21 protein-coding genes are annotated in these 24,290 nt (G+C 69.6%); 15 read left to right on the top strand and 6 right to left on the bottom strand.

Going from position 1 to position 24,290, the window contains the following annotated elements; all coding sequences use genetic code 11:
• Positions 1-43 precede the first annotated feature (43 nt).
• From EP7_RS25965 to EP7_RS25940, 6 genes are all read left to right on the top strand, one after another.
• Positions 44-2,311: an ATP-binding protein gene (locus tag EP7_RS25965; RefSeq protein WP_463525151.1), complete on the top strand. Its 2,268-nt coding sequence runs from the start codon at positions 44-46 to the stop codon at positions 2,309-2,311.
• Between the two features lie 10 nt (positions 2,312-2,321).
• Positions 2,322-2,768 (top strand): response regulator, encoded by a 447-nt coding sequence (locus EP7_RS25960; RefSeq protein ID WP_463525149.1) that lies wholly within the window; start codon positions 2,322-2,324, stop codon positions 2,766-2,768.
• The gene (locus EP7_RS25955) at positions 2,768-4,378 is read left to right on the top strand and encodes a response regulator (protein ID WP_463525148.1); all 1,611 of its coding nucleotides are present in this window, start codon (positions 2,768-2,770) and stop codon (positions 4,376-4,378) included. The genes EP7_RS25960 and EP7_RS25955 overlap by 1 nt, the downstream gene beginning before the upstream one ends.
• 79 nt (positions 4,379-4,457) lie before the next feature.
• A complete protein-coding gene (locus tag EP7_RS25950; protein WP_463525147.1) occupies positions 4,458-5,027 on the top strand; it encodes a biliverdin-producing heme oxygenase in 570 nt (189 codons plus the stop codon).
• Between the two features lie 248 nt (positions 5,028-5,275).
• Entirely contained in the window at positions 5,276-9,085 is a 3,810-nt protein-coding gene (locus EP7_RS25945; protein WP_463525146.1) for an LPS-assembly protein LptD, read from the top strand.
• Positions 9,086-9,184: 99 nt separating this feature from the next.
• The gene (locus tag EP7_RS25940; protein ID WP_463525145.1) at positions 9,185-9,748 is read left to right on the top strand and encodes a diacylglycerol kinase; all 564 of its coding nucleotides are present in this window, start codon (positions 9,185-9,187) and stop codon (positions 9,746-9,748) included.
• A 21-nt stretch (positions 9,749-9,769) separates the two neighbouring features.
• Here the strand turns inward: EP7_RS25940 and EP7_RS25935 are convergent, their stop codons facing one another.
• From EP7_RS25935 to murQ, 3 genes are read right to left on the bottom strand one after another with little or no spacing between them, the layout of a single operon-like run.
• Positions 9,770-11,467, bottom strand: a complete 1,698-nt coding sequence (locus EP7_RS25935) for an exo-beta-N-acetylmuramidase NamZ domain-containing protein (RefSeq protein ID WP_463525144.1) — start codon at positions 11,465-11,467, stop codon at positions 9,770-9,772.
• Complete coding sequence (locus EP7_RS25930) at positions 11,464-12,402, bottom strand: N-acetylglucosamine kinase (RefSeq protein WP_463525143.1); 939 nt, start codon at positions 12,400-12,402, stop codon at positions 11,464-11,466. Before EP7_RS25930 ends, EP7_RS25935 begins: the two co-directional genes overlap by 4 nt.
• Positions 12,399-13,337 carry an N-acetylmuramic acid 6-phosphate etherase gene (gene murQ / locus EP7_RS25925; protein WP_463525142.1) on the bottom strand — a complete coding sequence of 313 codons (939 nt, stop codon included), beginning with the start codon at positions 13,335-13,337 and terminating at the stop codon, positions 12,399-12,401. Before murQ ends, EP7_RS25930 begins: the two co-directional genes overlap by 4 nt.
• A gap of 285 nt (positions 13,338-13,622) precedes the next feature.
• Here murQ and EP7_RS25920 point away from each other — a divergent pair, with 285 nt between their 5' ends.
• The 6 genes from EP7_RS25920 to EP7_RS25895 all read left to right on the top strand — a co-directional run bounded on the left by EP7_RS25920 (position 13,623) and on the right by EP7_RS25895 (position 17,684).
• Positions 13,623-14,108: an MOSC domain-containing protein gene (locus EP7_RS25920; RefSeq protein WP_463525141.1), complete on the top strand. Its 486-nt coding sequence runs from the start codon at positions 13,623-13,625 to the stop codon at positions 14,106-14,108.
• A gap of 23 nt (positions 14,109-14,131) precedes the next feature.
• Positions 14,132-14,587 (top strand): 5-(carboxyamino)imidazole ribonucleotide mutase, encoded by a 456-nt coding sequence (purE, locus tag EP7_RS25915; RefSeq protein ID WP_463528467.1) that lies wholly within the window; start codon positions 14,132-14,134, stop codon positions 14,585-14,587.
• The gene (locus tag EP7_RS25910; protein WP_463525140.1) at positions 14,584-15,753 is read left to right on the top strand and encodes a 5-(carboxyamino)imidazole ribonucleotide synthase; all 1,170 of its coding nucleotides are present in this window, start codon (positions 14,584-14,586) and stop codon (positions 15,751-15,753) included. The genes purE and EP7_RS25910 overlap by 4 nt, the downstream gene beginning before the upstream one ends.
• A gap of 120 nt (positions 15,754-15,873) precedes the next feature.
• Complete coding sequence (locus tag EP7_RS25905; protein ID WP_463525139.1) at positions 15,874-16,983, top strand: Gfo/Idh/MocA family protein; 1,110 nt, start codon at positions 15,874-15,876, stop codon at positions 16,981-16,983.
• A gap of 126 nt (positions 16,984-17,109) precedes the next feature.
• Positions 17,110-17,334: a transposase family protein gene (locus EP7_RS25900; protein WP_463525136.1), complete on the top strand. Its 225-nt coding sequence runs from the start codon at positions 17,110-17,112 to the stop codon at positions 17,332-17,334.
• Between the two features lie 14 nt (positions 17,335-17,348).
• Positions 17,349-17,684 (top strand): ISAs1 family transposase, encoded by a 336-nt coding sequence (locus EP7_RS25895; RefSeq protein ID WP_463525135.1) that lies wholly within the window; start codon positions 17,349-17,351, stop codon positions 17,682-17,684.
• Between the two features lie 228 nt (positions 17,685-17,912).
• Here the strand turns inward: EP7_RS25895 and EP7_RS25890 are convergent, their stop codons facing one another.
• Entirely contained in the window at positions 17,913-19,514 is a 1,602-nt protein-coding gene (locus EP7_RS25890) for a right-handed parallel beta-helix repeat-containing protein (RefSeq protein WP_463525138.1), read from the bottom strand.
• A gap of 129 nt (positions 19,515-19,643) precedes the next feature.
• Positions 19,644-20,846 (bottom strand): TIGR03032 family protein, encoded by a 1,203-nt coding sequence (locus tag EP7_RS25885; protein ID WP_463525137.1) that lies wholly within the window; start codon positions 20,844-20,846, stop codon positions 19,644-19,646.
• A 319-nt stretch (positions 20,847-21,165) separates the two neighbouring features.
• Here EP7_RS25885 and EP7_RS25880 point away from each other — a divergent pair, with 319 nt between their 5' ends.
• Positions 21,166-21,390, top strand: a complete 225-nt coding sequence (locus EP7_RS25880; protein WP_463525136.1) for a transposase family protein — start codon at positions 21,166-21,168, stop codon at positions 21,388-21,390.
• A 14-nt stretch (positions 21,391-21,404) separates the two neighbouring features.
• Positions 21,405-21,740 carry an ISAs1 family transposase gene (locus EP7_RS25875; RefSeq protein WP_463525135.1) on the top strand — a complete coding sequence of 112 codons (336 nt, stop codon included), beginning with the start codon at positions 21,405-21,407 and terminating at the stop codon, positions 21,738-21,740.
• 33 nt (positions 21,741-21,773) lie between these two features.
• Here EP7_RS25875 and EP7_RS25870 read toward each other — a convergent pair whose 3' ends face one another.
• The gene (locus EP7_RS25870) at positions 21,774-23,075 is read right to left on the bottom strand and encodes a Gfo/Idh/MocA family protein (protein ID WP_463525134.1); all 1,302 of its coding nucleotides are present in this window, start codon (positions 23,073-23,075) and stop codon (positions 21,774-21,776) included.
• A 33-nt stretch (positions 23,076-23,108) separates the two neighbouring features.
• Here EP7_RS25870 and EP7_RS25865 point away from each other — a divergent pair, with 33 nt between their 5' ends.
• Positions 23,109-24,278: a VWA domain-containing protein gene (locus EP7_RS25865; RefSeq protein ID WP_463525133.1), complete on the top strand. Its 1,170-nt coding sequence runs from the start codon at positions 23,109-23,111 to the stop codon at positions 24,276-24,278.
• Positions 24,279-24,290 lie beyond the last annotated feature (12 nt).

The raw sequence follows: 24,290 nt of genomic DNA, 5'->3' as shown, positions 1-24,290 counted from the left end.
GCCGGACCCGCCGCCCCGGGACCCGGCCTTCCAGGGTACGGTAATGCCTGATCGTCAAGAATCGGCCAAACGCGTCGTCGACCTGACGAATTGCGAGTTCGAGCCGATCCACATCCCCGGTCGTGTCCAGCCGCACGGGGTGCTCCTCTCGCTGTCCGAGCCCGACCTGATCGTCGTCCAGGCCAGCGAGAACGCGGCCGACCTGCTGGGGGTCGCCGCCCGCGACCTGATCGGCACCGGCCTGGAAGGTCTGGTCGATGCCGGCCATTGGCCCTGCATCCGGGAGGTCCTGACCTCGGCCGACCCGAGCCCTTCGCGGCTGACGCTGCGCGGGGAGGAAGGCCTGACCTTCAACGCTACGGCCCACCGCCATAACGGGGCCCTGATCCTGGAGTTGGAAAACGGCCGGCCCGGCGACCCGGGTCCGCCTCCCGATCACTCGCGCACCATCCGTCGGGCGATGTCCAGGCTCCAGCGGGCGGCCAGCCTGATGGACTTCTGCCGGGTGGCCGTCGCCGAGATGCGGGCGCTGATCGGCTTCGACCGGGTCACGGTCTACCGCTTCGACGCGCAGTGGAACGGGCAGGTGCTGGCCGAGGAATGCCGTCCCGGCCTGGAGCCGCTGCTGGGGCTGCACTTCCCCGCGAGCGACATCCCCGAGCAGGCCAGGCGGCTTTACCACCTGAACCCGATTCGCCTGATCGCCGACGTCGGTTACACCCCCGCCAGGCTGGTGCCGGAGCTCGACCCCGCGACCGGCGCGCCGCTGGACCTGACCTACGCAGCCTTGCGCAGCGTCTCGCCCATCCACATCCAGTACCTGAAGAACATGGGGGCGACGGCGAGCCTGTCGGTCTCGCTGATGCGTGAAGGGCGGCTCTGGGGGCTGCTCTCCTGCATGCATTACGACGGGCCGAGATATCTTCCGCCCGATGTCAGGGCCGCCTGCGAGTTCCTCGGCGTGCTCGTCTCGGTGCAACTGGGGATCAAAGAAGACAGCGAGGACGTCGAGTACAAGGCGTCGTTGCAGTCAATCCGCGAGGAGCTGCTGCGAAGGATGAGCGAGACGGCCGACCTGGTCCAAGGTCTCACGGGCCGCGAGCCCGGCCTTCTCGACCTGACCGCCGCGCAGGGGGCGGCCATCGTCTTCGACGGCGATTGCGCCACCCTGGGCGCGACGCCCGACGTCGACCAGATCAAGCGGCTAGTGCAGTGGCTGAAGGTGCACACCGAGGGGGAGGTCTTCCACACCGACAGCCTTCCTCGCCTCCTGCCCGAAGCCGAGGCCTACAAGGAGACCGCCAGCGGCCTGGTTTCCATCGCCACATCCAAGGCGCACGGTCACTATGTGCTCTGGTTTCGGCCCGAGGTCATCCAGGCGGTGAACTGGGGGGGCGACCCCAAGAAGCAGGTCGTCCCGGGCCCCGGAGGCCCGATGCTCTCGCCCCGGACCAGCTTCGAGAGGTGGAAAGAGGTCGTCCGCCTCAAGTCGTTGCCCTGGAAGGCCTGCGAGCTCGACGCAGCCCGAGGACTGCGCGACGTGATCATCGCCGTGGTCGTGCGGCGGGCCGAGGAGCTGACCCGGCTGAACGTCGAGCTGGCCCGGTCGAATACCGACCTCGACGCCTTCGCCTACATCGCCTCGCACGACCTGAAGGAACCCCTGCGGGGGATCCACAATTACGCCACATTCCTGCTCGAAGACTACGCGGAGAAGCTGGAGCCCGACGGCACGGCCAAGCTCGAGACCCTCGTCCGCCTGTCCAAGCGAATGGAAGATCTCATCGAGTCTCTGCTGCGCTACTCCAGGCTGGGGCGCGAGGAGCTCTCCGTCGTGCCGGTGGACCTCAATGAGCTGGTCGCCGAGGTGCTCGACAGCCTCCAGGCCCGGCTACTCGGCCCCGACGTGGAGATCAGGATCCCTCGCCCCTTGCCCGTGGTGCGTTGCGACCGGGTGGGGATCGGCGAGGTGCTGAGCAACCTCGTCGCCAACGCGATCAAATACAATCTCAACCGCCCGGCGTGGGTCGAGATCGGCTATGCGGAGCCGGTCAGGCCGGCGGAAGGTATGCCGACACCCCCCGGCGAGCTGGTGCTCTACGTCCGCGACAACGGGATCGGCATCCCGGAGAAGCATGCCCTGCTCATCTTCAGGCTCTTCAAGCGGCTGCACGGCCGCGATAAATTCGGCGGCGGGACGGGGGCCGGGCTGACGATCGCCAAGAAGATCGTCGAACGGCACGGCGGAAGCATCTGGGTCGAGTCCGGACCGGAACAGGGCTCGACGTTCTATTTCACGCTGAGGGTCTGAGGGCATGCGAATGGACTCCGGTCGAGTGATCCTGGTGGTCGAGGATAGCGACGAGGATTTCGAGGCGACGCTGAGGGCCTTCCGCAAGACCGAGGCGAACCGGCCCGTCCGACGCTGCGTCGATGGCGAGGAGGCGCTCGACTACCTGCTCTGCCGCGGCCGCTACGCCGAGGAAGGCAAGGCGCCCAAGGCCGCCCTGGTGCTGCTAGACCTGAACCTGCCGGGCACCGACGGCCAGGAGGTCCTCGAGCAGATCAAGGCCAACGTGGCGATCCGCGGCACCCCCGTTGTGGTGCTGACCACCTCATCGAGCCCGATCGACATCGACGCCTGCTATCACCGGGGCGCCAGCAGCTACATCATCAAGCCGGTCGACTTCAAGCAGCTACTCGGCACGATCAGGCAGCTCAACGAGTACTGGTTCGAAGCCGTGACCCTTCCCGGGGGCCCCCTCTGATGATGACGCCCCCGTCCGCCCCGCCCGAACCCAAGGCCGAGCGCCGCGTCCTGATCGTGGAAGATAGCCCCGAGGACCGCGAGATCATCCGCCGCCACCTGTCCCAGGACCCCTCGATCTCCTACGTTCTGACCGAGGCCGGCACCGGCGAGGAGGCCATCCAGGCCTTGAAGGCCTCGCCCGACTTCGATTGCATGCTGCTCGACTACGACCTGCCCGACATGGACGGGCTGGAGTTTCTGGAGACGCTGGAGGGAGGCACCGGCGTGGCCCCCTTCGCGGTCGTGATGCTCACCGGCCGGGGGGGCGAGATCGTCGCCGTGCAGGCCCTGAAGCTCGGCGTGCACGACTACCTGGTCAAAGGGCACTTCACGGCCGAAGGCCTGCGGCACACCATCGAGGAGTCGATCCACAAGGTCGAGACGACCCGCGAGCTGGCGCGGCAGCGGCTGGAGCTGGAGCGGCTGTACGACGAGGCACGCGACACCGATCGCCGCAAGGACGAGTTCCTGGCGATGCTCGCCCACGAGCTTCGGAACCCCATGGCCCCCATCCTCAACGCCGTCCAGATCATGGGCCTGCGGGGCGAAGACCCCCAGATCCGCGAGCAGATGCGGGCCCTCATCGAGCGCCAGGTCAGGCACCTCGTCCGCCTGGTCGACGACTTGCTGGACGTCTCGCGCATCGCGAGGGGGGCGATCACGCTCCGGTCTGAGCCGGTGGAGCTGACGGCGCTGATGGATCAGGCCATCGAGTCGGTCCGCCCCTCGGTCGAGGCGATGCGGCACAACCTCTCCGTCCGCCTGCCCGACGAGCCCATCCAACTGCAGGGCGACCCGACGCGGCTGGGCCAGGTGCTGGTGAACCTGCTGGCCAATGCCGTGAAGTACACCGACCCGGGGGGCTCGATCGAGGTCGAGGCGAGGCGCGCCGAGGCGGAGCTGATCCTGAAGGTCCGCGACACCGGCATCGGCATCGCCCCGGAGATGCTCCCGCATGTCTTCGACCTGTTTGCCCAGGCCGAGCGGTCGCTGGACCGGAGCCAGGGAGGCCTCGGGATCGGTCTGACCCTGGTCCGGATCCTGGTCGAGCTGCACGGCGGGACCGTCGCCGCCTCCAGCCCGGGGCCCGGGCGGGGGAGCGAGTTCGCCGTCTGCCTGCCGCTGCCCGTCGAGCAGGCCGACGCCGACCTGGATTCGACGACGGATGACGGCAAGGCGGCCCGGCCGCTCCAGATCCTGGTCGTCGACGACAACGCGACCGCCGCCCAGTGCCTCGCGATGCTCTTGCAGTTCATGGGGCACGAGACGAGGCTCGCCTACGACGGTCCCGAGGCCCTGGAGGCGGCCCGCGACTTCCGGCCCGACGTGGTCCTCCTGGACATCGGGCTGCCGACCATGGATGGTTATGAAGTCGCCCGGCAACTGCGAGGGCGGGCCGAGCATCGCTCGACGCTGCTGGTGGCGGTGACCGGCTATGGCAGCGACCGCGACATAAGGCTCTCGCACGAGGCGGGCTTCGACCATCACCTGGTCAAGCCGGTCGACCTGGCAACCCTGGAGCGAATCCTCTCGGCCGACGTGCCGGAGGCCCTCGCCCGGCGCGCCTGACCGACCTGACTTGCCGAACCCTTTGAATTCGCACCGCCCCGAGACGGAGGCCCACGCCGGCCTCCAGAGATGAGTTCCGATGGTCCTGAAACGTCTGAAGGAGCGGACCCGGCCGCAACACGAAGCCCTGGAAGGGCGCGTGAACATCGGCGGCCGATGTGCCACGATCGAGGGGTATCGCGTCCTGATCGAGCGATTCTACGGGTTCTACGCGCCCGCCGAGGCGGCCCTCGTCCCGCTCCTCGGGGGGGAAGAAGGCCTCGAGCTGGACGACCGTCGCAAGACCCCCTTGCTGCGGCGCGACCTGCTGGCCCTGGGCCTGGGCGAGTCCGAGATCGACGCCCTGCCACTCTGCCGCGACCTGCCCCCCTTGCCGGGGCGGCCCGAGGCGCTCGGCTGCATGTATGTGATGGAGGGGGCGACCCTGGGCGGCCAGTACGTCCGCAAGTCGGTCTCCAAGGAGCTTCCCGAGGCCGCCGGGGCCCTGGCCTTCTTCAGCAGCTACGGCGACCGCGTGGGGTCGATGTGGAAGGCCTTCGGCGACGCCCTGACGGCTCGCTCCGACTCCCCCGACGCCGAGGACCGGATCGTCGACTCTGCGGCCGCCACCTTCGACTCCTTCGAACGCTGGTTCGCCGCGGCCCCCTGATCCGCCGGGCCGGGACCCGCGCGTGACTCCGCTTGACGCTTCCCGGCCCCGCCGTTACCTTGCCGCCCGAACGTCCCGTCCTCGGCTTGCCGCACCGCCACGAATCCCCACCAAAACCGCCGGACCGAGCCGCCCCCCCCAGGCCAACCATGTGCCCGGGTGTCGGCTCGCCGTCGCCGCGCGACGGGCCGATCGACACGCCCAAGTCGGGGCTTTGCCTTGCGCAAAGTCCGGCGGAAGGTGCGGGCTTGCGTCCGGCCAAGGAAGGCCGGGTTGGCCCGCGTCGTGGTGCCGAGCTCATCGGAGGACGCGTGCGGGGATACGACCAGACCAACGGCCGGGCCCGGCCACTGCGCGGGGGCCATCTCGGGCCGCTCGCCGCCTGGCTGGCGATATTCGTCGTCGGGGGCGTCGCCCTCGCGACGGCTCCCGCCGATGTGCCCGTACGGATCGCCGCATCGGCATCCGATCCGGTCGTGCTGACCGCCGAGCGCCTGCGGACCTGGGACGACGACCCGGTGCGCTGGGCCCTGCTGGAAGGCCAGGCCGCGGCCCTGCAAGGGGTCGAAGGGGTGCGCGCCGGCCGGATACTCGCCCGGTTCACGCCGCCGCCGGAAGGCTCGAAGGACGAGGCACGAATCGAGCTGTATGCCGAGGGGCACGTCACCCTCAGCGGCCGCGAGGAGGCCTCGGCCAGGCCCGTCCGCGCCGAGCTCAGCTCGGCACGCCCGACCCAATTGAAGACCTACGAGAAGGACGGCGTTGAGCGCCTGCCCAGCCCGCCCCGGCTCCCGCTCATCGCCCGCGCCTTCCCCGACACCCTGAATCGGCCGACCGCCCAGCTCGCGTCCGCCGCGCCCGTCGCGACGACCGGCGTCGCCCCGCCCGTCGCGGTCGAGCCCGCGCCCATCTCTCCACCTCCAGCCGAGCCCGTTGCCGCCGCCCAGTCCGAGCCGACGCCGGCCGACTTGCCGGCGACCGCCGAGGCGGCGCTGCCGGATCTGCCGCCGGCCCCGCCGGCCGAGGTGGCGGCGACCTCGGACCCCGCCGCGCCGCTGCCCGAGCTTCCCGCGGTGCTGGAAGTCGCCGCGACGGCCCCGATCGAGGCCGCGCCGGGCCAGATCCCCGCCGATCCTGCGGTCACCCCGGCCCAGTTCAACGCAGACGCCTTCGGCGGCAACATGGGCGGAAACCTGCCCATCGACCCGGCGGCCGAATCGGCCCCCGACGTCGACCCGCCGCCGACCCTGCTCAATCCGCTGCCCGAGGAGTCGATGCCCTCCGAGCCGCGGGCCGAGGGTGATGCTGCGCCGGACGACGAGGGCGTGGGCGCCGGCCCCTTGATGCCTTTTACCCAGCGTGTCACCACGATCGAGCCCCGCGACGGTGCCTCGCCGCTGCTCGACAACAAGCAGCCAGACCGGCCCGACGGCACTGAGGTGTTCGTCATTCGCGGCGGCGTGCATATGATCACGTCCGCGCCCAACATCGGCATCATCGATATCGAGGCCGACAGCGTCGTCGTCTTCCGCAAGCCCGACGCCAAGGCCCCCAGGGCGTTGCTCGACGGCAACGGCCGGGCGACGTCGGACCTCAAGGAGCCGATGGAGGTCTACCTCGAAGGCAACGTGATCATCCGCCAGGATGAGCGCAAGCAGCTGGGCAACGGCGACCAGAAGGTCTTCCGCGGCGACCGCGCCTTCATCGACATGCGCACCGAGCGGGTCATCGTCACCGACGGCCAGGTCGACCTGTTCGTCCCCGGCCTGATCGCGCCGATCAAGACCAAGGCCCCGCGCATCGAGCAGTTCCGCGAGATGCAGGACCTTGGCGCCGGCTTCGGCATGGGCCTCGGACTGCCGCAGATCAGGGCGCAGCCGACGACCACCAGCGGCAGCCGGTTCCCCACGCCCGGCTACCGCTTCAACAGCCGGACGATCGACCTGACGCGGGTCGAGAGCCAGCAGAAGAACCCGAGGTCCGGCAACAAGGTGGGCCGGGCCGACGACCCCAACGCCCCCAAGCAGCTCACCTGGCGGTTCGACGCCCGCCAGAACTTCTTCTACATCGGGGCGGTCCCCGTCTTCTACTGGCCCCGGTTTGTGGGTGATGCCGACTCGATCGAGCCGCCGCTGCGGCAGATCGGCTTCCGGACCAACAACTACTTCGGCCAGCAGGTCCTCACCGACTGGGACGGGTTCAAGGTCCTGGGGCTGAAGAAGCCGGCGAACGTCGACACCTGGAACCTCGACCTGGACTACCTCAGCTACCGCGGCATCGCGGCGGGCAGCGAGATCGGCTGGTTCGGCAAGGATCTGATCCCCAACTACGCCAGCGAATACTTCGGCTACTTCGACGTCTGGGGCCTGAACGACTATGGCATGGACGTGCTGGGCGGCGGCCCCGCCGTCATCACCGACACGGGCATCGCCCCGACGAAGCTGGGATATCAGCGCACGTCGGTCCCCCCCGGCGAGCGGTTCCGCGGCCGGATCCTGGCCCGGCACATGCAGTCGCTCCTGACCGACGAGTCGGACCCGCTCGACGACTTCCGCCTCCAGCTCGAAGGCGCCTACGTCTCCGACCGCTACTTCCTGGAGCAGTACTACAAGCGGCTCAACGAGACCGGCATGGACCAGGCGACGCTCGCCTATCTGATCCGGTCGAGGGGCAATTCCGCGTTCACGATCCTCACCGAGGGGAACTTCCAGAACTTCAACACCGAGACCCAGTGGCTCCCCCGGCTCGATTACTACCGCCTGGGAGACTCGCTCTTCGGCGGCCGCCTGAACTACTATCAGCACTCCGGAGCCAACTACGCCAACACGCACACGGCCTCCGAGGTGAACAACCCCAACCCGTTCAACGTCACCCCCGACAGCCCCATCCTGGGGACGGCCTTCCTGCCGTATGACCCCACCTCCAACACCTCCGGGGTCTTCGAGTCGGGCCGACTGTTCACGGCCCACGAGCTGGACATCCCCCTGAACTTCGACTTCCTCAGGGTCGTTCCCTACGGCCAGGTGCAGGCCGTCGGCTGGAACAACCAGATCAGCGGCCAGGAAGTCGGCCGGCTCTGGGGGGCCTACGGAGCCCGCGCCGACGTCATGGCTCACCGGGCCTTCCCCACCGTCGAGAACGAGCTGTTCAACGTCCACGGCCTGAATCACAAGGCCAACTTCATCGTCGATTACCGCAACGCCTACTCGACCGTCCCGCTGAACCAGCTGGGCGTGCAGGACGACATCGACGACAACACCTACGAGTTCGTCCGCCGCTACTTCGCACTGGTCAGCTACGGCGGTGGCATCCTGCCGGCCCAGTACGACCCTCGGCTGCTGATCACCCGCCGGGGCCTCTCGCCGATCACCGGCACCACCGACCTCCAGACGACCATCGACACCGTGCACATGGGCATCCACCAGCGGCTCCAGACGAAGCGCGGGCCGGAAGGGGCCAGGCGGATCATCGACTGGATGACCTTCGACATCGACACCACCTACTTCCCCCAGGCCACCCGCGACAACTTCGGCAAGCCGTTCGGCCAGAACACCTATAACTACGAGTGGTTCCTGGGCGACCGCACCAGCATCGTCTCCTCGGGCTGGTTCGAGTTCTTCGACATCAGCGGCGAGTCGCTCAACAAGGTGAACCCGAAGCTCAAGAACGACCCGTTCGGCCTGGAGATGATCAACATCGGCGTGGCCGTCGCGCGGCCCCCCTCGGCCAGCTTCTACGTCGGCTACAACATCATCAACAGCGGCGTCATCACCACGTCGGCACTCAACGCCATGTACAGCTACCAGATGAGCCCGAAGTGGTTCTCCACCGTGGCCACCTCGTACGACTTCGGCAACGCGATCTTGCTGGGTGCCATGTTCTCGGTGACCCGGATCGGGCCCGACTTCCTCACCACCGTCGGCCTGTCGGTCGACCCCCAGCGCCACAGCTACACCTTTGGCTTCGAGCTCGTCCCGAGGCTCAGCCCCGGCATGCGAGTCGGCTCGGTGGGCGGCGGGATGAACCGATTCGACCCGAGGTATGCCCCGACCCAGTAACCTGACCTGAACTGCTTGGAGCCGACGCGGCGAGAAGCCGGCGAGGTGGGCACCAGACGCCCGCCGGCGGACACGAACGAAGCCCGAGGCCGCACGACGATGACCCAGCCGGAACGACCCGAGACCAGCGCCGGAACCAGCAGCACCAGCCCCCGCGGCGGCGACTCGCCGCCGGGCGCCTCCCTGAGGCTGGACCGCCCGTCACCCCGGCTCCTGCCCGTGCCCACGTCGGCCGACGCCGATCGGTCCCTGGCCGACTGGCCCGACCCCGAGCCTTCGTGGGCCGCCCGCGCCGGCCGCCGCAACCTGCGAGACAAGCTCGTGGCGGGCCTGCGGGGCTGGAAGCATGCCGTGCGGGGCGACTCCAGCTTCTTCGCCCACGGCTACCGCGCCCTGCTCACCGCCCTGGTCGCCTCGATGCTCGGCATCGGCCCGATGGCCTGGTGCCTGCTCGTCCTGGGCTTCGGCCTGATCCTCGTCGCCGAGATGGCCCACAGCGCCGTCGACACCCTGGCCCGCGCCCTGGGCGACCCCGAGGAGCCGGGCCTGCGCACGGCCCGCGAGATCGCCACCGGCGGCGTCCTCGCCTCGGTCATCGCCTCCGCCGCCGTCACCGTCACCGTCCTCGCCTTCAAGCTCAACGACCTGCTCGGCTGGTGGTGAGCCTTGATTGAAGGTGCGGGCTCACGCCTTCGGCTCCCTGGCGTGCAGGGCCTCGTGCTCGGCGTCGCCCGCGGGCCGGTTGTCGCGGCCTTTGTCGACGGAAAGCTCGATCCTCGACAGGTACTTCACGTTGGCGCAGTCGTCCAGCTCGGCTGTGTGGCAGGCGGCCGGGTCCGGGATCAGGAACCGGATCGGCCCCCCTCGATCCTCCGAGAGCGGGTCCTCACCCCGGCGATAGACGACGATCCCCTGGCCCCGGACCGCGTCCAGCGGGACCGAGACGTGGAAGTCGTCCTCGTCGGCGTGCAAGGTCAGGTAGTTGGCCTCGGGGCGGACGCCGCAGAGTCCGAGCAGCGACTCCAGCGTCACGCCGTCGCCGGGCCGCTTGGGGTTGAACCTGGCGAGGTCCTCCACCTGATCCGCCGCGGGCATGCCCCGCAGGTCGTTCCAGGTCAGGGCCAGCGGCCGGTCGACGGCCCCCTCGATGCGCAGCAATGGTTCTCGGTCGCTCATAAGCACCTGGGTGCGGGTGGTGTCGGCCGGATAGAGCAGGAATTCGGCCCGTCTGCCCAGGAACTCGGCCTCGTCGGCCGCCCAGAGGGCTTGCAGGTCGGACCATTCGGATGAGCCCGATTCGATAAACTTACGCTCGCGTGACGATCCGTAGAGCAGGTCGATGGCGACGGGGTCGGTCACGAACTCGTAGACCTCGGTTCGCCAGGCGAAGCGTCCCGGGTCCTGCGCCCGCGCCCAGGCCAGCAGCCGGGTATAAAGCATCAAGGGGCGGAACGTCGATGGGTCGGTGACGTGGGGCTGGAGCCCGCGGCAGCCCTGAGCGGCGTGCTTGTGGAACATCGGCCGGAAGGCACACGGGCGGAGGAGCACCCCCTCGGGCGGTGGCCCGTCCAGCGGCACATACGGATCGATCCAGGGCGCACCCCAGAGTTCGAATGGCCGGGTCGTGCCGCGGCCTTCGGACAGGTTCGTCCCCTCGATCAGGCAGCCGCCGGGATAGATCAGGGCCGTCTCGGGCGTCGGCATGTTGGGCGAGGGCATCACCCAGGGGAGCCCCGTCTCGTCCCAGGACATCTCGCGTGCCCAGCCACGGCAGGGGACCACGCGTAGGTTGACGTCGATGGATCGCTCGGCCTTGAACATCCCGGCAAGCTCGCCGACGGTCATCCCGTGACGGTTCGGCATCGGGTGCGGGCCGACGAAGCTGTGGAAGCCAGCCTGGATCGTCGGACCCTCGACGAGCACTCCGCCGATCGGGTTGGGACGGTCGAGCACGACGAATTCGATGCCCCGGCCCGCGGCGGCCTCCATCGCGTAAAGCATCGTCGCGGCGAACGTGTAGTAGCGGCTGCCGACATCCTGGACGTCGAAAACCAGCGTATCCAGGCCGTCAAGCTGGCGTGGAGCGGGACTGAGGCTTGCCAGGTCGGTCCCGTAAAGGCTATGGACCGGCACGCCGGTGCGGGAATCGACGGCCGAGTCCACGCCGATCATGTCCTGCGCATCGGCCCTCACGCCGTGCTCGGGGCCGAAGAGGGCGGCCAAAGAAAGCTCGGGCGCGGCGTTCAGCAGGTCGGCCAGGTGGCGGAGCCGGGCGTCGACGGAGGTCGGGTTGGCGATGACGCCGACCGTCCGCCCGCGCAGGGAGTCGAAGCCTTCGGCGACCAGCACGTCCAGGCCGGTGGCGACGCGTGGGGTGCTCATGGTCGGGCCTCCAGGGCCTTGCTCGCCAGGACCAAGGCGCCCCGGACGGGGTCGGGGACGGGCGTGGCCCGGACGTCGTAGCCCAGGGCGTCGAGCCGGGCGAACATCGACTCGCGCACGACCTCGGCCGCCAGCAGGAAGCCGCCGGCCATCGCCAGCGGCAGCGGGCCCTCGTGCCAGCCGAGCGCGCGTGCCGCGGCGGCGACGGTCTCGGCCAGGTCGACGCCGGCGGGATAGAGGATGTCCAGGATCAGGGATTCGTCCTCGAAGGAGGCCGCCACCACCTCGGCGGCCAGCCCGGCGATGCGGGCGCGATTCCCACCGTCGCGATAGACGGCCGTGACCAGGCCCTCGGGCGACTCGATGCCCAGAGCCCGGCAGATCCGTTCGGCCAGCGGGTCGGGTCCGGTCGACGGGTCGCGGCCGTCCAGGCGCCTGGCGATGCGGGTCAGGGCGGCACAGGCGACCTTGTAGCCGCTCCCCTCGTCGCCCATGACGAAGCCCCAGCCGCCGGCCCGCGAGGTCCGGCCGTCGGCGGCGCGGCCCACGGCGATCGAGCCGGTTCCGGCGATGACCCCCACGCCCCAGCCTTCGGGCGTGCCGGCCGCGACGACGAGGTCGCCGTCGTTGACCAGGACCAGGTTCCGCGACCAGGGGCCGTCGCCGGCCCAGTGTCTGAGCCAGGCCTTGTCCTCGGCGCGGTCGGCCCCGGCCAGGCCCAGGCAGGCGGCCTCGACCGGCTCGATTTCCAGGCCAGCGGCCCGGAACGCACCCGTCATCGCGTCGCGGAGCGCCTGCCCGGCGGCGTCGTGGCCCACGGCCTTGATGTTCGAGGGCCCGGCCTGCGCCCGCCCCAGTACGGTGCCGTCGCGCCTGGCCAGCCAGGCGACGGTCGAGGTCCCGCCGCCGTCGACTCCGATGACCAACCCCGTCATGGCCAGTCCGCCCGCGAGCGGTCGATCACGCCGCCGCCCGCCGCCTGGACGGCATCCGCCACCCGGCCGTCGTGCTGGTCGAGAAGCTCCTGGGCCCGGTCTGGCTGCACGTCCCCGAGCGCGGCGACCAGGGCGCGCTTGACGCGGAATTCGCTCAGTTCCAGCAAGGTTGCGGCCTCCGAGTCCGACAGGCCGGTCAACTCGCGGACCATCCGTCGGCTGCGGAGACGGAGCTTGTGGTTAGTCGGCTGGAGGTCGACCATCCGGTTGCCGTAGGTCTTGCCGATCAGCACCATGGCCCCGGTGCTGAGGGCATTGAGCACCAGCTTGGTCGCCGTGCCCGCCTTCAGCCTGGTGGACCCGGCGACGATCTCGGGGCCGACGAGCAGGGCGATTTCGAGGTCGACGGCCTCGCCCAGCAGGCTCGGGCGGTTGCAGGCGATGCCCACGGTCGTCGCCCCCAACTCCCTGGCCCGCGCGACCCCACCCAGCACGTAGGGAGTCCGGCCCGACGACGCGATGCCGACGACCAGGTCGTTCGGCCCCACGCCCAGGGCGTCGAGGTCCGCGGCCCCCTGTTCGGGGCTGTCCTCGGCCCCTTCGACGGCCCGGGTCAGGGCGGTCGGCCCCCCCGCGATGAGGCCGACGACCATCTCCCGGGGCGTGTTGAAGGTCGGCGGGCATTCCGAGGCGTCGAGCACCCCGAGCCGGCCCGAAGTCCCCGCCCCCAGATAGATCAGCCGCCCGCCGGCGCGGAAGCGGTCCGCGGCCAGCTCGACGGCCCGCGCGATGGCGGCCGACTCGGCGGCGACGGCCTTGACGGCCCGCGCATCCTCGGCGTTCATCAGGGCCACGATCTCGGCCGCCGCCATCCGGTCGAGCGACTCGGAGAGCGGGTTGCGGGCCTCGGTCAGCAGGTGGTCTTCCAGCGGCATGGGCGTCGGTCCGGTCGAATTCTGGACTGGGCGAGGTCGCGTCGTTCGGGGTTGCGACGAGGGTTCACGATACCCAATCGAAGGCACGGGCGCGAACCGGAGGGCGGCGGATTGCGGCGCCGCCTCGCGCGGTCGATCTGGCGAACGGAGGAGCAGCGGGTTACGATGCGATCCAGGTCACCAAGGTGACGTAAGCCGGCGGATATGCGTTGGATGCAAGGCCACGTCGGCCGGGGCATGCGACGGGGCAGGGCGGTTGCCGGTTTGTTTAGACGAGCGAGGCGCATGCAAGGTTCCGTCGAGGCCATCTACATCTCCGACACCAAGGGCCGGCCGATGATCGCCGTCGAGACCGTCCGGGCCCTCGCCGGTCGCGGGCTGGAAGGCGACCGTTACTGTCGCGCGGGCGAGCCCACGGCGAAGCAGGGGCCCGATCGAGAGGCGACCCTGATCGAGGCCGAGGCGATCGAGGCCCTCCCTCGCGACGAGGAGATTCCCTTCGAGCCCGGCGAGAGCCGCCGCAACCTCGTGACCCGTGGGGTGGCGCTCAACCATCTGGTGGGCCGCGACTTCCGCGTGGGCGGCGTGCGGATGCGGGGCCTCCGCCTCTGCGAGCCGTGCAAGCACCTGCAAGGGATGACCCGACCCGGCGTGATGAAGGCCCTGCTGCATCGGGGCGGCCTGCGTGCCCAGATCCTCGACGACGGACCGATCCGGGTCGGAGACGAGGTCGAGACGCTCGGCGTCGTGACCTCGGGGGTGGCGTCGTGAGCGAACCCGTCGTCGGCCTGGTGATGGGGAGCAAGTCGGACTGGGAGACGATGCGGCACGCGTCGGAGATCCTGGCCGGGCTGGGCATCGCGCATGAGTCGCGGGTCGTCTCGGCCCACCGCACGCCCGATCGGCTGTTCAAGTACGCGACCGAGGCCGAGGGGCGCGGCCTGAAGGTGATCATCGCCGGGGCCGGCGGCGCGGCGCACCTGCCGGGGATGCTGGCGGCCATCACGGCGCTGCCCGTGCTGGGCGTGCCGGTCGAGAGCAAGATGCTAAAGGGGATGGATTCGCTGCTGTCGATCGTCCAGATGCCCCGGGGAATTCCCGTGGGAACCCTGGCGATCGGGCCCGCAGGGGCGGCCAACGCCGGGTTGCTGGCCGCGGCGATCCTGGCCATCGAGTCGCCCGCGATCCGCGAGGCCCTGAAGGCGTTCCGTGCGGCCCAGACCGCCGCCGTGGACGAGTCGCCCGTATGAGCAAATCGACCGACGATCATGCGAAACCTCGGGTCCTGCGGCCGCCAGCCTCCCTGGGGGTCATCGGCGGCGGGCAGCTCGGGCGGATGTTCGTGCAGGCGGCGCAGCGGATGGGCTACCGGGCCGGCGTGCTGAGCGCCACGGTCGACGGGCCCGCCGCGCAGGTGGCCGAGTGGTCGGTCATCGCCCCGCCCGACAACCTGGCTGGCCTGCGCGAGTTCAGCAGCCGGGCCGAGGCCATCACCGTCGAGTTCGAGAACGTCTCGGCCCCGGCCCTCCGCTGGCTGGCCCGCACCCGCGTCGTGCGGCCCGGCTGGAAGACCGTCCGGGTCAGCCAGAACAGGCTGCGCGAGAAGTCGTTCCTCGCCCGGCATGCGATCCCGATCGCCCCCTGGCACCCCGTGCGCACCGAGGCCGATCTTGCCTCGGCGGATGCACATCTGGGGCGCCCCTTGATCCTGAAGACGGCGGCCTCGGGCTACGACGGCAAGGGCCAGGTCCGGGTCGAGCTTGGCGACGACCTGCCGTCGGCCTGGGCCTCGCTCGGCCGGGTCGAGTGCGTCGCCGAGGGCTTGGTGAACTTCGAGGCCGAGATCTCGGTGATCGTGGCTCGCGGGGCCGACGGCAAGTCGGTCGCCTATCCGCCCGCCCTGAACCGGCACGCCCGGCACATTCTGGACTCGACCTTGATGCCGGCCCCGGTCGGCCCGATCGTGACCCAGCAGGCCCGCGACCTGGCCCTAGCCGCCGCGCAGGCCCTGGGCACCGTGGGCGTGCTGACCGTCGAGTTCTTCCTGGCGGCCGACGGATCGCTGCTCGTCAATGAGCTTGCGCCCAGGCCGCACAACTCGGGCCACCTGACGATCGAGGCCAGCGGCGGCAGCCAGTTCGAGCAGCAGGTCCGGGCCCTCTGCGGCCTCCCGCTGGCCTGCACCGACATGGCCCGGCCCGCCGCGATGGTGAACCTGCTGGGCGACCTCTGGTCCGACGGCGAACCCCGATGGGAGGCCGCCCTGGCCGCCGACCCCGGCGTGAAGCTGCACCTCTACGGCAAGCGCACCGCCGCACCCGGCCGCAAGATGGGCCACATCACGGTCATCGACCCCGACGCGGACGACGCCCTGAGGCGGGCCCTGGCGGCGCGGCGGGCGGTGACGGTCCGATAAAGGGCGGCGGACTCCTCGGTTGATTCGACCCGCCGGCCGGCGGATGATGCGACCGCACCGAGCGGCGTCAGGTCGCCGTCTCGCGGGGCCTGCATCGATCGTGCGAGGAGGACGAGGGCCATGTTCGCTCCCCCCTACCGGACGGTGGTCATCGGCCGGACCGGCCGCGGCGACTACGGGCACGGCCTCGACCTGGCCGCGCGGGATCAGCCGAAGTTCCAGCTCGTGGCCGTCGCCGACGACGACGCCAAGGGGCTCGCCACGGCAGCGAAACGCCTGCGTGTCGAGCACGCGTATGCCGACTACCGGGAGATGCTCGATCGCGAGAAGCCGCAGTTCGTGGTGATCGGGCCCCGCTGGCTCGACGGCCACGCGGAGATGGTCCTCGAATGCGCCAGCCGCGGCGTGCTGGGCATCTTCTGCGAGAAGCCGCTGGCGCCCGACCTGGCCTCGTGCGACGCGATCGTCGACGCCTGCGATCGATCGCACGTCAAGCTGGCGATGGCCTTCCAGACTCGCTACAGCCCGCGCTATGCCAGGATCAAGGAGCTGATCGCCGAGGGGGCGATCGGCGAGGTGCTGGAGGTCCGCGGCCGTGGCAAGGAGGACCGTCGGGGGGGCGGCGAGGACCTGATGGTCCTGGGCGTCCACATCTTCGACCTGATGCACGACCTGCTCGGCGAGCCCGTCTGGTGCTTCGCCCGCGTCACCGAGGGGGGCCGCGCGGTCGGGCCGGATCAGGTCAGGCAGGGGGCCGAAGGGATCGGCCCGCTGGCGGGCGACCGCATCGATGCCATGTTTGGCTTTCGGGATACGGCCGCCGTGGCACACTTCGCGACATCCCGCCCGAAGGAGCCCGGGGCGCGGTTCGGGCTGACGATCTACGGCTCCAAGGGGCGCATCCGGATGGGGTTCGGCTGGCTGCCCCCGGCATTCATCCTCGCCGATCCGAGCTGGGAAGCCGCCGGTTCGTCGGCCTGGGCCCCGATCCCGGTCGACGGCGTGGGGACGCTCGAATCGGCCGACCTGGCGGCCGGGAACGGGGCCATCGTGGCCGACCTGATCCGGGCCGTGGAGACGGACAGCCAGCCCCGCACCGACGCCAGGGCGGGCCGGACCGCCGTCGAGATGGTCATGGCCTGCTACGCCTCGCACGGCCGGGGCGGCATGGTCGCGATGCCCCTGGCCGACCGCGGTACGCACCCCCTGACCCGTTTCCCCCGACCCTGATCAGACCGGGGGGTTCCCCAGGGCCGGCGCACTTTTATGACGATTTGGTAAGCGTTGCGCCCCCGGCCCTGGCCTGGTATACCGTCCACCATCATGTGATCGAGCGCCTGCGGCCGGAGACCGACGATGGCGACGACGCGCCGCAAGCTGGATGAGATCGTAGCCTCCTTCTCCACGATCGAAGATCCCCGCTCCCACATCAGCCGGCGGCATCCCTTGCCCGCCGTCCTGGTCATCGCGGTCCTGGCGGCCCTCGCCGGCGCCGGCGGGCCCACGGCCATCGCCCTCTGGGCCGGGCAGAAGGAGGACCTCCTCGTCGGCCTCCTGGTAAGGTCGGCTGGAAGGGGCTGAAGTCGGTCGGCCTGGTGACGTCGGTGCGGAAGGTGGGCGCGGCGGTGAGCATCGAGGCCCGTTACGATCTCAGCAGCCTGCCGGTGGACGTGAAGCACTTCGCCGGCGCGGTGCGAGGGCACTGGGCGGTGGAGAATTCGTGCCATTGGAGCCTCGACGTGACCTTCCGCGAGGACGGCTCGCGGATCCGCGAGCGGGCCCTGGGGAACAAGATCAACGGGCTCTACCGCCCCACCCTCTCGATCCTCGAGCAGCACCCCGACCGCCGATGCAGCCTGATCATGAAGCGCCGCTGCTGCGGATGGAACGAGAGATTTCTCGTGGAATTCATTGACGCATTAGCATGTTAGTGTGCGATGGCCCTGGGCTCGACGGCTCCCCTCCCGCTTCTTCGCTGATCGCTCGCTCGGTCGTGAAGCATGGTTCTCTCGCCTTCCTGGTGATGAACAGCTCCTCTCCTCTCACGCAGCTCACCTATTCACAAGGGGTTGCGCGGCACCCTCCCGTTCCCGGCCGCCCCCGCCGCGCCCGGGACCGGTTCGGCCGGCGTCCGCAGCGACGCCGGCACGTCGGAACTCTCAGGGATGGAAAGAGATATCGTCGCCGCTGGTCGAGGCTTTATTGCCCTTCACCTTGCTCGACCCGAGCGTCAAGGTGCTGCCAGAGCTGTAGATGCCCCCTCCCTCGCCCAACACGGCCCCGTTCGCCTCGTTCTCCCTGATCTTGGAATTCGTGATGTCCACCGTGCTGTTGAGGGCATAAAACCCTCCGCCCAGGGCCGTCACGCCGTTCGCCTGGTTGGCTTTGACCGTGCAATTGGCCAGAGACAGAATGCTGTCCTCACAGTCGATCCCGCCGCCCAGGGCCGTCACGCCGTTTGCCTGGTTGGCTTTGACCGTGCAGTTGGTCAGAGACAGAATGCTGTGGTACGCACAGTCGATCCCGCCGCCCAGGGCGGTTTCCAGAGAGTTGACCTGGTTGTTGTTGACGACGGAATCAGTGATCGTCGCACGGCCAAACGTGATTCTGATGCCTCCCCCGTTGGACGTCGCTCGGTTGTTGTTGATCTCGCTGGAAGCGATGTTCAGGGTGGCACCGTCAGTTGCAATCCCACCACCGAAGCTGGCGGAATTGCCGCTGACGGTGCAGTCGGTCAGTGTGGTCGTGCCATATTGCCTGTATACTCCGCCCCCGTTTCGGACTGCGGAGTTGCCGCTGACGGTGCAGCCGGTCAGTGTGATCGCGCCGCGGAAGCCGACCAGGCCGCCGCCGTCGTGTCCGGCGGAGTTGCCGCTGACGGTGCAGTCGGTCAGGAGTGTGGTCCTGCCGAAGCAGAACAGGCCGCCGCCATCGTTACTCGCGTAGTTGCCGCTGACGGTGCAGCCGGTCAGCGTGATCACGCCGAGGAAGCCGACCAGGCCGCCGCCGTTGCTGGCGTAGTTGCCGCTGACGGTGCAGTCGGTCAGCGTGGTCACGCCGTAGTAGCTGAATACTCCGCCGCCGCTGCCGCCGGCGGTGTTGCCGCTGACGGTGCAGTCGGTCAGCGTGTTCACGACCTCGCTGTAGATGTACAGGCCGCCGCCGCTGCGGCCGGCGGTGTTGCCGTTGACGGTGCAGTTGGCCAGCGTGACTTCGCCGAATCGGGTGGCCAGGCCGCCGCCATTGTCGCTCGCGGAGTTGCCGCTGACGGTGCAGTCGGTCAGCGTGGCCGTGCCGCCGAATCGGGTGGCCAGACCCCCGCCGGTGCCGGCGGAGTTGCCGCTGACGGTGCATTTGGTCAGCGTGACCGTGCCGCCATCGTTGAACAGGCCGCCGCCGCTGTCAGTGGTCGCGCCGCCCGTGATGGCCAGGCCGCTGAAGGCGGCCGTCACATCGCCGTCGACCTGGAACACCCGGCTCAGCCCGCCGCCGCTGACCGTCACGCCCGCCTTCGGGCCCGTGATGGTCTCCGTCCCGGTCGTGTCGGTCAGTTCCAGCTGGGTGCCCGTCAGGGTGATCATCCGGGGAGTCTTGAACACCTGTTTGTCGAAGTTGATCGTGTCGTCGCCCGCGTGCGAATTCGCCTGGCCGACCGCCCAGCGCAGGGTGCCGGCCACGTTGACGTCGTCAACCATGAAATTGGTGACGGTGAAGGTGGACAGCAGCCGGCGGCCCTCCAGCTCCGACAAGATCGGCCGCAACCGCCGCCGGTTCCGGGCCTCGACGGCTCCCCTCCCGCTTCTTCGCTGATCGCTCGCTCGGTCGTGAAGCATGGTTCTCTCGCCTTCCTGGTGATGAACAGCTCCTCTCCTCTCACGCAGCTCACCTATTCACAAGGGGTTGCGCGGCACCCTCCCGTTCCCGGCCGCCCCCGCCGCGCCCGGGATCGGATCGGCCGGCGTCCGCAGCGACGCCGGCACGTCGGCCAGCGCCGCGGAGGGCACCACGAACGAGTTCTCCAGCAGTGTTTCGTCATCGTTGATCAGGTCGGGATACCGCCGGCCCGGCAGCACCGTCACGGCGAAAACCTCTTGCACGGCGGTCTCGAACCGCAGAAGCGCGACCGCCTGCCCGGTCGTCAGGTCGATCACGCAGACGCCGCAGGTCCGCTCTTCCTCGGTGAGCCGCTCGGTGATCGGGATGCCGCTGAACACGGCGCTTTCGCGCACCTGCGAGAGCCCGACGAAGGCGAGATTGCCGGCGAAGTCGAGCCCGCGCGTGAAGCCCGGCGCCTCGGCGATCGGCTCGTACTTCCCGCTGTTGATGTTGATGGATCCGATCGTCCCCGCGCCCGAATTGCAGACCCAGAGCCGGCCGGCGTACCACCGCGGCGAGTGGGGCATCGACAACCCGCGGGTGATCACGTCGCCCGAGACGACGTCGATCAGGATGCCGCCCCGAGCCTTGTTCGCCCGCCAGCCGGCCGGCTCGTCGGTCTCGCCCAGCGCCGTGACGTAGCGCGGACGGCCGTCGACCATCCCCAGGCCGTTCAGGTGGCAGCGGTCGGTGGGCTCCAGGGCACTTACATACGGCGGACGCCACCGTGGCGTGAAGCTGGCCGAGCCGTCGAGCGTGCAGAGGCAGGAGAACCGAGTGTTGACGACCCAGAGCTCGCCGCCGACGCCCCAGGCCATCTCATGAATCTGGATGTTGCCCGTGACGTGGCTGGAACGGGGCAGGAAACAGGCGTCGTGTCGGCTGGGCGGATCGAGCTTGGCGGCGACAGCCGGGACGTCGACGAACTCCCAGACCTGGAGCTTGGCACCGACGGCCAGGCGGTCGCCAGCCAGGGCCATCCCCATCGGCGCCTGGAAGGCGCGGAAGTGCGTGTTGAGGTGGTCCCCCTCGTCGCGGACCATAACGAGCTTGCCAGCCTGATAAGTGGTGACCAGCAATGACGCGCCGATCCGTCGCAACAAGGCGGGGAAGTTCGGCGTATGAGCGGCCCGCATCGGAATTGGGGCTTCCGTCTTGCGGCGGTCCGGGTCCATCGCCATGCCGGCGGGCGCATCCGGGGCAATCCTGACATCCATCGTTCATCCCCAGCAAAGTGCCGATTTGCAGGTTCTTGAACAGGAATCGTGATAGAGGGCGCTGCGAAACAGGATTCAATCAAGAGGCAGAAAATATTACAAGACAAAAAGTCGAATTATTTGTTAAATTTAAGTCAAATCGAAATTTGAAGATATTATATATAAATAGATTTACAAAAAGGTCGTCGGGCTGTTTTTCGCTCAGTCGCCCCAGGGCCGGCGCACTTTTATGACGATTTGGCAAGCGTTGCGCCCCCCGCCCTGGCCTGGTATACCGTCCACCATCATGTGATCGAGCGCCTGCGGCCGGAGACCGACGATGGCGACGACGCGCCGCAAGCTGGATGAGATCGTAGCCTCCTTCTCCACGATCGAAGATCCCCGCTCCCACATCAGCCGGCGGCATCCCTTGCCCGCCGTCCTGGTCATCGCGGTCCTGGCGGCCCTCGCCGGCGCCGGCGGGCCCACGGCCATCGCCCTCTGGGCCGGGCAGAAGGAGGACCTCCTCGTCGGCCTCCTGGTAAGGTCGGCTGGAAGGGGCTGAAGTCGGTCGGCCTGGTGACGTCGGTGCGGAAGGTGGGCGCGGCGGTGAGCATCGAGGCCCGTTACGATCTCAGCAGCCTGCCGGTGGACGTGAAGCACTTCGCCGGCGCGGTGCGAGGGCACTGGGCGGTGGAGAATTCGTGCCATTGGAGCCTCGACGTGACCTTCCGCGAGGACGGCTCGCGGATCCGCGAGCGGGCCCTGGGGAACAAGATCAACGGGCTCTACCGCCCCACCCTCTCGATCCTCGAGCAGCACCCCGACCGCCGATGCAGCCTGATCATGAAGCGCCGCTGCTGCGGATGGAACGAGAGATTTCTCGTGGAATTCATTGACGCATTAGCATGTTAGTGTGCGATGGCCCTGGGGTTTCCCCGCGTCAGTTCAGCCAACCTTGGGCGTCGCCCAGTGCCCCTCGCGGTAGCGGCGGGTGACCAGGGCGGCGGCCTCGTTGTCGCCGAGGATCGCCTCCGACTTCGGGTCGAAGTGGATGACCCGGCCGGTTCGCGCCCCGATGTTGGCCAGGTGGACGAGGGCCGCCGATCGGTGGCCTTCGATCGCGCCGGCACTGGGACGTTTCGATGGGTCGCGGACGCAGTCGAGGAAGTCCTGGTGGTGGGCCGCCAGGTCGGCCGGGCCGGTGCGCTCCTCGATCTTCCGGTTTTTCGGGCCGTAGAGGGTCCAGCCGACCGAGTGGCCGATGACGAGCAGCCCCTTGGTCCCGTAGAACGCGGCGCCGTTCTCGTAGCCCTCCTGGACGTAGGGCGACCAGATCCGCTGCTCGAAGATGAGCTGCTTGGCGCGGCCGGGGCCCGCCGCTTCGGGGTATTCGAAGGCGGCGTACTGGGTGTCGGGGAACTGCTGGTCGTCGTCGAAGAACGACTTGCCTCCCAGGCAGAAGACCCGGCTCGGGTGCGACTCGACGCCCAGGCCCCAGCGGGCGACGTCCAGGTCGTGGACGCCGTCATTGCCCATGTCGCCGCAGCCGAAGTCGTGCCACCACCGCCATCGGCCCGGCAGCAGGTTCTCGCGGTAGGGGACCTCGGGCGCGGGTCCGAGCCAGGTGTCGAAGTCGAGGCCCGGCGGCGGCTGAGTCGGCGACGCCTTGCCGATCGAGCTGCGGAGCTGGCTGTTCCAGGCCTTGGCCACCAGCACGTCGCCGATGGCCCCTCCCTTGACCCGGTCGATGGCGTCCCGGACGACCGCGGTGCTGCGGCTCTGGGTGCCGACCTGGAGCACCTTGCCGGACCGTGCGGCCGCCTCGGCCAGCAGCTTCCCCTCGCGGATGTTGTGCGAGCAGGGCTTCTCGACGTACACGTGCTTGCCGGCGACCAGGGCGAGGAGCGCGGCGGGGACGTGCCAGTGGTCGGGGGTCGCGATCCAGACGGCATCGACGCGGCGGTCGTCCAGGATGCGGCGGAGATCGCCGACGGCCTGGGGGGCCTTGCCCGATCCCTTCTCGATGATCGAGGCGCCCTCGGCCGCCCGATCGCGGTCGACATCGCAGACGTAGGCGACCTCGACGTCGGACCGGCCGGCGAGGAGCTTCAGGTGGCCGGTGCCCATGCCGCCGGCCCCGATCAGGCCGACCGTGACCCGCCGCGCGGGCGAGGCCTTCGCCTGGATTCCGCCCAGCGAGAGGGCCGCCGTCGCGCCGAGGACGGTCCTGCGTGAGATAGGCTTCATGGTCGTGTGCCCCGATGTGAACCGATGCCTCGGATGCGTCCGCGTATGATCACCCGGCCGCGGGCGCGACGCAAGCCGCAGGCGTACCGGCCCCGGGCGGGACGCGCGGGCCCCGGGCTGGTATCATCGGGCTGGGCGGCCGACGGTGCCGCGTCACGTCGTGGGACGACCGAAGTCGGGGGACGGCCTGTGCGGCTGGCCGAGCCTTTCTGGTTGCTGGTGCTGCTGGCCATCCCGCTGCTCTGGTGGTGGGACCGGGCCCGCCCGCGCCTGGTCTGGTCGTCGATCCGGCTGTTCGACGGGGTAAAGGCGAACTGGGTGAGCCGGACCCGCGGCCTGCCCTTGATGCTCAGGCTGGCGGCCGTGGCGTGCCTGGCCCTGGCGATGGCCCGGCCCCAGGTGGTCGGCGGCGAGACGCGGATCGCGGGCAAGGGGGTGGCGATCGTGGTGGTGCTGGATCAGAGTTCCAGCATGAATGCCCCCGACGCCGAGGGGGGCGAGGTCCCGGACCCGGGGGCCCCGCCGGTGACGAGGCTGGAGGCGGCGCGGTCGGCCTTCGTCCGGTTCGTGGAGGGCAGGCCCGACGACCTGATCGGCCTGGTGACCTTCGCCAACTACCCCGAGCTGGCCTGCCCGCCGACCCTGGGCCACGCGTTCCTGGTCGACGTGGCCCGGTCGGTGCGGCCCGCCCGCCCGGGGGACGACGGGACCAACCTGGGGCACGCGGTGGCCTGGGGCCTGGATGCGTTGATGAAGGCGTCACCGCGCAAGAAGGTCCTGATCCTGCTGACCGACGGCCGCGACGAGCCGGCCGTCGAGAAGCCGCTCGACCCACTGGACGCGGCGGGCCTGGCGCGCGACCTGGGGGTGACGCTGCACACGATCGCCGTGGGAGGGCGCGAGGGGGCCGCCTACGCGGCCGACCCCGAGAACAGGCCCGGCGTGATGCGACGGACATCGGCGCCCGATTATGCGTTGCTGGAGCGGATGGCGGCCAGGGCCGGCGGCCGCGCGTTCGTGGCCCCCGACGCCCAGGCCCTGGGCCAGGTGTTCCAGACGCTCGACGCCCTGGAGCAAAGCCCCGTCCAGGCGACGATCCGGGTGCGGTATGATGAGAGGTTCGGCATGTGGGCGGCGGCGGGCCTGGCGTTGCTGGCGGCCGATCGCATGCTCTCCGCCGGCCGCTGGCGGCGGATTCCCTGACGGGCGGTGCGA

The sequence above is a fragment of the Isosphaeraceae bacterium EP7 genome (assembly GCA_038400315.1).
Taxonomy (GTDB): Bacteria; Planctomycetota; Planctomycetia; order Isosphaerales; family Isosphaeraceae; genus EP7.
This window is presented reverse-complemented; position numbering and strand designations above follow the sequence as displayed.

Coding starts and splice junctions, on each gene's coding strand:
- EP7_RS25920 (WP_463525141.1), top strand. CDS start 13,623: ATGCAAGGTTCCGTCGAGGCCATCTACATCTCCGACACCAAGGGCCGG.
- EP7_RS25900 (WP_463525136.1), top strand. CDS start 17,110: ATGGCGACGACGCGCCGCAAGCTGGATGAGATCGTAGCCTCCTTCTCC.
- EP7_RS25910 (WP_463525140.1), top strand. CDS start 14,584: ATGAGCAAATCGACCGACGATCATGCGAAACCTCGGGTCCTGCGGCCG.
- purE (WP_463528467.1), top strand. CDS start 14,132: ATGGGGAGCAAGTCGGACTGGGAGACGATGCGGCACGCGTCGGAGATC.
- EP7_RS25880 (WP_463525136.1), top strand. CDS start 21,166: ATGGCGACGACGCGCCGCAAGCTGGATGAGATCGTAGCCTCCTTCTCC.
- EP7_RS25960 (WP_463525149.1), top strand. CDS start 2,322: ATGGACTCCGGTCGAGTGATCCTGGTGGTCGAGGATAGCGACGAGGAT.
- EP7_RS25965 (WP_463525151.1), top strand. CDS start 44: ATGCCTGATCGTCAAGAATCGGCCAAACGCGTCGTCGACCTGACGAAT.
- EP7_RS25870 (WP_463525134.1), bottom strand. CDS start 23,075: ATGAAGCCTATCTCACGCAGGACCGTCCTCGGCGCGACGGCGGCCCTC.
- EP7_RS25940 (WP_463525145.1), top strand. CDS start 9,185: ATGACCCAGCCGGAACGACCCGAGACCAGCGCCGGAACCAGCAGCACC.
- murQ (WP_463525142.1), bottom strand. CDS start 13,337: ATGCCGCTGGAAGACCACCTGCTGACCGAGGCCCGCAACCCGCTCTCC.
- EP7_RS25930 (WP_463525143.1), bottom strand. CDS start 12,402: ATGACGGGGTTGGTCATCGGAGTCGACGGCGGCGGGACCTCGACCGTC.
- EP7_RS25885 (WP_463525137.1), bottom strand. CDS start 20,846: ATGGATGTCAGGATTGCCCCGGATGCGCCCGCCGGCATGGCGATGGAC.
- EP7_RS25955 (WP_463525148.1), top strand. CDS start 2,768: ATGATGACGCCCCCGTCCGCCCCGCCCGAACCCAAGGCCGAGCGCCGC.
- EP7_RS25950 (WP_463525147.1), top strand. CDS start 4,458: ATGGTCCTGAAACGTCTGAAGGAGCGGACCCGGCCGCAACACGAAGCC.
- EP7_RS25865 (WP_463525133.1), top strand. CDS start 23,109: ATGCGTCCGCGTATGATCACCCGGCCGCGGGCGCGACGCAAGCCGCAG.
- EP7_RS25905 (WP_463525139.1), top strand. CDS start 15,874: ATGTTCGCTCCCCCCTACCGGACGGTGGTCATCGGCCGGACCGGCCGC.
- EP7_RS25935 (WP_463525144.1), bottom strand. CDS start 11,467: ATGAGCACCCCACGCGTCGCCACCGGCCTGGACGTGCTGGTCGCCGAA.